The following is a 9,346-nucleotide window of genomic DNA, read 5'->3' on the forward strand; positions in this document are numbered from 1 at the left end:
GAGTAATTAGCAGCGCTTGCACCAGACAGGGTTGGCGTGTTGAATGTCACGGTAATTCCGTTAGCCACATTTGGGCTAGCAAAAGTAGCAGTCGCGTAGCTAACGGCTACTGAATCTCCTGGGAACAAATTAACCATCGACAATACGCCGTTTGCAGTATTGGTGGAGGTATAGACCTTGCTATCTGCTACTGCGGTGATGTTCGGGCCTGTGCCGCTACCGAAATTAATGATGTATGGCGTGATGTTGGCAGTAATTGGGGACGCTGTACCAGTGACATAGTAGTTCGACGCAGCGCTACCTGAGAGCGTTACACCGCTCATCGCGTTATAGGTGCCGCCAGCAATCACTGTCGGGGTGGTATTTGGTGTCACGGTAATACCATTAGCCACATTTTTACTAGCAAAGGTAGCGTTGTACGGACCGGATGAGCTTACAGCCACGTTATTTAAGTCCGCCGCCAATACACCCGCTAACGTTTGAGAGGCCGAGCTGATGGTAGCTGCAGTTGTGCCGTCGTACGCCTTATTGTTTGCAGTTAAGCCAGCGTTAATGGTCAAAGGTGCCGGTGTAATGTTAGCCACTAATGTCTGAGGCCCTACTCCCGCCACGTAGTAGTTATTTGCTGCTGCGCCTGTCAAGGTTACGCCGGTCATGGTTGTTACGCCATTCACAACCGAAGTTGCCGGTGTCACTGTCAAACCTGAGCCTACGTTGGACTGGCTAAATGTTGCACCCGTGTATGGGCCGGTAGAACTTACTGATACCACGTCTGTACCCAGCACCCCAGCTAAAGATTGCGTACCCGTTACGGCAATCGTAGCGGCATTGGTTGTGTCGTAGACCTTGTTATTAGCAGTCAAGCCAGCGCTAATGGTTAATGGCGCAGGAGTGATATTGGCTGTTGCAGTAGGCACACTTGCAACTGAATAGTTAGCAGCTGCAGCGCCCGATAAGGTAACCCCACTAAAGCTTACTGTTAGGCCGTTAGCCACGTTAGGGCTTGCGAAAGCTGCGCTTGTATAGGCAACCGATACAGAATCACCAGCAAACAAGTTCGTCATCGCCAGTGCGCCAGAGGCAACAGTCGTAGTGTCATAGACCTTATTGTTCGCGGTAGCTGCGATGCTTGGACCGCCACTACCACTAGAGCCGATGATGAATGGCGTAATGGTTAGATTGTTATTAACATAAGTAAAAGCATAGTTACCCGCATCCGCACCAGTAGTCGACAAATTCGATACATAGACGCCTACATTCTTGCCAGAAGCAATGCCACCAATATTGACTACGTCATTAGTCAAGATGGCGGGGGAAGTCGTTGCCGCTGATTGATTCTGGGTACTACCGTTATACATGCTTGTTGTCGGTGTAGCGGTAACCGTTACAGCCAATGGCGTAACCGTGAAATTACCCGATGGAATAGCTGAAGTTAAGCCGGTAGCAACTGCAGATAGGTTGGAAGCTGCGTAAGCGTAGCTACCAACATTAATATTGTTTGATGTGCTGGTAGTTGTATTGGATGGCGTTAGGTTAAATGTAACCGTGTTTAGCGCGGCATCACGGAATACATAGCTCGTTACATCACCAGTAGTTGATGAGCTTACATAAGTTAAAGAGCTGATATTAGTGCCGCCAGTGGTATATGTGGCTGTTGGCAATGCAGGTGCAAGGATATTTCCCGATGTACCCGTGCCATATGGTGTGGTAACACCAGCAGTGGTAATCACTAAGGCGCCAGGCCCTACGATTGTGTAATTTGCAGGCACATAGTTAATGCTGTAGTTCGATAAACCAGAACCGGTTGCAGCGCTAATCGTAATTGGGTATGTGCCAACAGCAGCATTTGCACCTGTAGAAGTTGCAGTAGTCGTAATCGTTGCGCCAGTTACCGTATCGCTACCTAAGAGCCCTATTGCTGGCGCTTGGGTTAATGTTGCCAAGCCTTGGCTATAGAAAGAGGACTTATCCACCGCAGTAATGGTCAGCAATGCAGGAGTAATGTTTGCAGTCGCTGTTACTGGTGTGGAGCCAATGCTGTAGTTAGCTGCAGATGCACCCGATAAAGTGACGCCATTAAAGGTAACGGTAGCGCCAGTAGCTACATTCGGGCTTGCAAATGCAGCGCTGGTGTAACTTACTGATACTGAATCCGTACCAAACAGGTTCACCATACTCAAGCTACCGTTTGCTGCAGTAGTCGAGGTGTAAACCTTGTTATTTGCCACAGCAGCAATATTAGGACCCGAACCACTGCCGAAATTAATGACGTATGGCGTAATGTTGGCAGTAATTGGTGCGCTTAAGCCAGCAACATAGTAGTTGCCTTGCGCGCTACCAGATAGGGTTACGCCAGTCATCGCGTTATAAGTACCGCCAGCAATCGTAGTTGGCGTCGTACTTGCGCTTACTGCTAAGCCTGTACCGACGTTTGATTGGCTAAACGCACCAGTGTATGGGCCAGATGAACTAATAGCGACATTACCAACATCAGATGCCAATACGCCTGCCAAGGTTTGGGTAGCTGAACTAATAGTAGCTGCAGTAGTGCCGTCATAAGCCTTATTGTTAGCAGTTAAGCCAGAGCTAATTGTTAATGGTGCCGGTGTAATGTTCGCTGTTAAGGTTTGTGGCCCTACTCCAGCTACGTAGTAGTTACCTGCTGCAGCACCGCCCAAGGTAACACCAGCCATCGTTGTGTAGCTAGCGCCATTGATAACTGATGAAGTAGTTGCTGGAGTAACTGTTAAGCCAGATCCAACATTAGATTGGGTAAACGTAGCGCCAGTGTATGGGCCCGTTGATGACACAGTAACCGCATCTGTACCGAGTACGCCAGCAAGCGTTTGATTACCAGTCACCCCGATAGTTGCAGCATTGGTGGTGTCATACACCTTATTGTTAGCAGTTAAACCGCCGCTAATAGTCAAAGGCGCTGGTGTAATAGTCAAAGTACCATTTGTAATAGCGCCAACGGTGTAATCACTTGACGTATTGAGAACGAGGTTACTGGTGTAGGTACCAACATTAGTACCAGTAGCCGTACCAGAGGCTGCAGTTGCCGTGTCAGCACCTTTGAGGCCTGTCACCACAAAACCAGTAGTTTGTGAGGCAGCGTTGTACATCACGGTTGCAGTATTGACCGCAGCAGTAATCACGATTGGCGTAATTTGCAAGCTGCCCTGTACATAAGTTACGGTGTAGTCAGCTGGACTAGACACGGTAGCTACTAATACATCAGGAACAATACCTTGGGCTACGTGCGTAGCACTTGCATACCCAGCAACTGTTGCTGTATCAGATCCTTTAAGGCCGCTGACAGATGCGCCAGTATTGGTTTGTAATGCGCCGTTATAAGCGTATTGATTATTAGCGCCAGTAACTAGCAATGCCGCTGGGTTAATAGTCAATGCTCCATTGTTATAGGTAATGCTGTAGTTGCTAGCAGCAGCGCCAGTCGCTACTAACGCGTCTGCTGTCGTACCAGCATGGGTACCAGTTGCATAACCAGCAATAGTTAAGGTATCACTACCCTGCAATCCTGCAATCGTTGCAGCTGCATTAGTTTGTAATGCGCCATTGTAGGTAAGGTTTGTCAATGCACCATTCACTACCAACGGAGCGGTATTAACAGTCAGCGCACCTGGAACAACAGTCACTGCATAGTTTGAGAATCCACTACCTACTGAACCATTGATTGCATATGGTGTTGAGCTCGCATTAATAGCGCCAACTGCTGGGCCGCTATACACAACACCACCTAAGCCTGCAATAGTTTGACTATTCATTAAAGAGCCGCCAGTAACAGTTACACCGGTAGTCACACCGCCAGTGAGGCTACCCGCTGTAATTTGGGCCGCAGTTACGGCATTGGCGTTATAGGTTTTAGATACATCAGCGACTTTCAGCGTCAATGGTGCTGGAGTAATCGTCAATGTATTGGTAATTGTGGATACGCCGGAGAACGGGCTGCCTGACTGTGTGTAGTTATTAATATTGCTTACAGCATTGGTATATGAACCCACATTCCAAGTGGTACTAAGACCACTAACCACCGGGGTAACGCCAACACTAGTAATGCTTGGTGTGATCGTGATGGAGTAACTACCATCGGTCCAGATATTTCCTGAAGAATTAGTCAAGGTGGTAACCGTTACCGGACCACTTCCTGCTGGGGTAGCGTACTGAACCGTAGAGGTTGTGGGTGTTGCTGCTGTGCCATAGGTTGTCGAAGCAGCATTCATCGTAATTACCAGAACACCTGTTGGTGAAATCGTAAATACACCTGGCACATAACTGATGTTGTAGTTCGTATTGCTGCTTGCTCCTGCTGCAGTAATTGGATATGTACCAACAGCAGTTCCCGCATTGCGAGTCACTGAATAGCTTGGAGCAGTATCACTACCCTGTAATCCGGCAACAGAGGCTGTCAGGGCTGGATCTCCAACACCGTAGAAGGAATTGGCGTTATTGGCCGTAATAACAAGGTTTGCCTTGTTAATAGTGAGCGTCGGGGTGTTAGATGTGACGCTGTAGTTAGCCGCATCTGTACCGCTAGCTGCATAGCTTGCACCGTAAGTACCTGCATTAGTGCCAACACCACCTATGGTTGACACCACAACGTTATCGCCTGCTATCACACCAGTAACTGTTGGCGATGCTAAAGACTGGCTATTAGCGTTATATGTTGTAGTTACGCTAGTACCAGTGATATTTAATGGTGCAGGCGTGATATTGGCAGTGGTCGTTGTGTTAGCACCACCAGATAATTGGTAGTTCGCTGATGAACTGCCACCAAGTACTACCCCACTAATATTGACAGTTTTAGCTGTTCCAACATTCTTGTCTACGAAAGTGCCGGATAAGTTAGAGGTGTTTACTGAAACGGTATCACCAGCAAATACACCGCTGTAGGTAATCGTTCCAATGTTCAAGGTGGCTGCAGTTGTGGCGTTATAGACCTTGTTGTTAGCGGTAATGCCGCTGATCGTAATGGTTGCTGGAGTTATAGTAATCGATCCATTGGTTACACCGATTGTGTAGTCACTTGAATTGCTAAGGCCAACAGTTAAGGCATCAGCATAAGTACCTACATTTTTACCGGCGCCATAAGAACCACCAATAGTGGCTGTATCGCTAGCTTTTAGTCCAGTAACAGTTGCTACAGAATTCGTTTGAGTAGTCGCGTTATAGACCTGGGTGGTATTAGCGCCAACAACAGAGAGTGCTACTGGAGTAATCGTGATTGAGCCAGGCGCGTAAGTGAAGGCATAGTTTCCTGCTGCACTACCCGATACCGAGAATACGTCTGGCACTGTGCCTTGGGATACGTGGGTCGCAGCAGCGCTTCCGGCAATAGTGACATTGGCGGTATCACCACTCAAAATACCGGTGGTTGTGTAGGTATTGGTTTGTAGAAGCCCGGTATATGGATTAACCGTAGTTGCACCAGTAACAGTGGCAGCCAATTTTGAAATCACCAATGAACCATTTGTCTTGGTAATGGTGTAGTTAGAGAGCTGAGTTGCGCCAGCTGCTGCAACGGATAAAGCATCGTTATAAGTGCCGGCATTTGTACCTGAAGATTTACCAGTGACGGTGATGCCATTACCCACTTGAGTATCAATACCAACTAAACCAGTCACTACTGGATTAGCGTTATTTTGCAAGCTACCGTTATAAGCAACATTGCTTGTAGCGCCTGCAACAGTTAATGGCGCTGGGGTAATCGTGAGTGAGCCTTGTGCTGAAACACTAATGTTGTAGTTACTAAGTGACCCGCCGTTCGTTACGCCTGTAACGGTTGGATTGCTTCCTGAGGTAGTAATCGTATTAGCATAAGTTCCAACATTTAATCCAGATGCCAGGCCATTAGTGCTAAATACTAGGGCTTGGCTATTCTGCATACCAGTTACGGTAAATCCAGTAGATGGATTGAATGTTTGAGCTGCCCCGTTGTACATCACGGTCTGACCGGATGCGGAAACGTTCGCTGGTGTAATCACTACGTTAGCAGGGGTAACGGTGAGATTTCCTGGGCTGTAAGTGATGGCATAGTTAGTTGCGCCAAAGCCGCCAGTACCTGTTGCACTGCTTGCAACGATTCCACCGGTATAAGTAAGCGCATTAGTAGTGCCAGGAACAGTTGCGGAGCTGTTGTACTGCAATGTCACCCCAGAAATTGTGTCGCCATTCGGCAAGCTTGACAGGCTGCTGGTGTAAGCCGTTGTTCCTAATGCTAGCGCTGTTCCATATACAGTGCTTTGGGAATTGGCAGTAAGGGATACAGCCAATTTATTAACCACCAAGTTGGCTGGCGTATAGGTAATGTTGTAGTTGGTAGAGTTAAAGCCGCCGGTACCAGTCGCTGCGCTTGTAGTAATCGCAGCGTTATAAGTAGCTGCCCCAGTGGAACCGGGTACGGTTGTGGAATTCGTAGTGCCATTGTAGTAATTGACGGCGACGCTTGTTAATGTGTCGCTTGCACCCAAACCAGAGCCGCCTATTGTGTAGCCTGTTGTTAGATTTTGTGAAACTGTAACCGGCGTGCCATATGTGGTGGTGATACCAACGGCAGCAATCGTAATTGGCCGAGGTTGAACTGTCATTAGCGCAGAAACATAGTTCAGGGTGTAAGGAACAGTGCCGGTAATCACTGCTGCAGATGGGGTGATTTGGTAACTACTACCTACTGGCGCTGTTGCTATTCCACCCAAGCTAGTTAAAGACAGTCCATTTAATGTGTCGCCAACTGGCAAGCCGCCGATGGAATAGCTTGTTCCGCCAATAGTTACCACTCCCAAGCCATTACTGTTATAGGTTACGCCGTTAGTAGTTGTACTATTACCGTAAATTTTGGTGTCAGCAAGTGCGGTGATGGTGACGATTGCATTTGCAGAAGATGTAAGGGTTCCGCCCACATAAGTAATTGCATAATTCGCAGCACCACGTGATCCAGAAACCGGGGCAAATACCGCAGCGCTTGGGGTGATGCTATTGACGTTTGGAGGAGCATAAACTCCAGACGCCAAGGTTGTCGGAACCGTGGTTAAACCATTGGATGTTAAGGTTGAACTCGTAATGGAATCCCCTAAAGTTACTCCATCAACTGTAGTTATGAGACCGGTGCTAGTGAAAGCGGTGGTTCCCAAAGGCAAGGCTGTTCCTGCCTGCACAGCCTGATTCGATGCGGTAATAGTCAGAGGTGCAGGTGTAATAACCAGTCCAACATTGCCAAAACTTGAGCTATTGATAGTCACGCCAGAACTTACGCTAATGCCGTGTGTGCTTGTGATGTTGTAGGTGTAGCTTGTGCTATTGGTATTAACCTGCTCACCCGCAAGCGTGCCATAACTTGTGCGTGGAGTTGGGGGCAATGCCTGCAAAGAGTTAACAAAAGCGCCCAATGGAACGACAAAGTTCACGCTATTAACAGTGATCAGCGCACATCCATCTGTACTTGCACAGGTAATCGCCGAAGAACCTGTTCCTACTACCGTACCATTAGACACCCAGCCTGAATTATTAGTCGTTTTTGTATAAAGGGCCTGTAATTGATAGTCAAGACTGCCTGGAGTAGTAAGGTTACCCGCAGTAGCTAATGGGTCGTTTGTTCCATAAACCTTAGTCACGTTGCCTGATAACGTGGCTGTGTAACTTGGTGAAATACGGAACTGAATTACTGGGCCAGTATTTGTAGAAGTAATTGCACCAGTATTCCAGCTAGTACCGCCTGTACCACCTGCTACGTTTGCAGTATTAATGCCGCCTAATGTAAAGATAGGCAATGATGTAGCTGCAACGTTACCAGCGGCATAAGCCTGGCTAAACAATGTATTGCTAAATGTGAAATCACCCAAGCTAGGAGAAAGCAATCCTAAGGAGGCTTGTGTGGAAGTTGTTCCGGCGGTAACTCCAGGCGAACCGGCATACAAATAGACGTTACCGTTTGGCGACGTGATGTTGTTACCACTTAAGGCTGTTATTTGACCGCAATCAGCCGCACTGCAAACCGATGAAACAGTGCCGACTGGCAAATAAGCACCCGCCTCAATGACTACTGGTCCTGTTCCATTGTTAATAATCTTTGGTGGCGTGACGTTACCGTTATTGGACGTAGCGATGAATACACCTGCATTGGAATTCTGGGTAAAGGTAGTGCCGGCGATAGTGACGATATCGGCTGTGGTTCCAATTGCACTTAATTCCAACGCTCCCGCTGTTGATGCATTCGTGATTGTGACTGCATCGCTATAACGACCTTGGTAGGCAACAATATTAGTATTACCACCGGTTGAATTATTGGTAATTGTTACAGCACCTGAAATACCGATGGCATTGCCCTTCACCGTACTTGTGGGTAAGGCATTTGTGGTGACTACAAACTGAGGTGTGATGCCAACGATATTAATGGCGTCTTGTCCAGCTGCAAATGTGCCTGTAGTGACAAAAGTAAGAGGAGCTACACCATAAATCGATACAGCATCAAATAGCTGATTAGCGGATGAAGTGGACGCCCCCACTACTCCACGCAAATAAATACCGAAATTCGCATTTAAGCTGCCGCAGGCTGCTGTAGTTGCACATGTAATAGCCAAACCATTTGATGCGGTGGTTCCATACTGCCAAGCATTTGTAGCATTAATTCCGCCCTGCACTCCTGCAAGGTAGGTATTGTCAAAAGTAATTGAGCCAGGAACATTAAGCGCACTATTCACAATTATTGGAGCACCGCTAGCGATGTTGTTGTAATTGATGTGGCTTGTTGAAGTGCCTAGGAAGGTTACTGCACCTGCATTAATAGTGGATAACTTATTGCCATTGGTGGTGTTATAGCTAATGACGGAATCGATACCGCTAGTATTTTGAGCAATCGAAATGTTTCCAGCCTGGCTGATCTGATTGTTCGAGATGAAATAGATACTGCCGCCATTGGCATTATCAGTAATAGCACCAGTTTGAGTAATGCCTGTATTTCCACCAGCAGCAGTATCGTTGCCAGTCACAGAAATATTATTGGAGTTACACGCAACCCCTGCCGAACAGGCATTAATTGTCATTGCACCCAAGGAAACCACGGTTGCTGCTGTAGTACCGGTACCTGTAACAGTAATAGAGTTACCAGTAATGAGTGCGGTATCCGATACAGCCATAGCAGTAGTTGAAATTCCGGTGATACTTACAGGTCCAGCTGCAGAGGTAATGGTTGCCGTATCTGATACACCCCCACCAGTTGCAGCGCCATTAGGCCCGCCAAAAATAGTGACGCCTGCGTAACCGTTGATAACTCCAGTAATTGATGCCCCATAGTAAGCAGCGCTTGAGGTAGTTCCCGTTATTGAAACGG

General features: G+C 47.6%; 1 protein-coding gene. It reads right to left on the reverse strand.

The window, feature by feature from the left end:
• Nucleotides 1–9,346: YDG domain-containing protein (locus tag M2125_RS10840; RefSeq protein WP_280742973.1), on the reverse strand; the 9,346-nt coding region annotated here is incomplete at both ends.

Source organism: Polynucleobacter sphagniphilus, from assembly GCF_029892205.1.
Taxonomy (GTDB): domain Bacteria; phylum Pseudomonadota; class Gammaproteobacteria; order Burkholderiales; family Burkholderiaceae; genus Polynucleobacter; species Polynucleobacter sphagniphilus.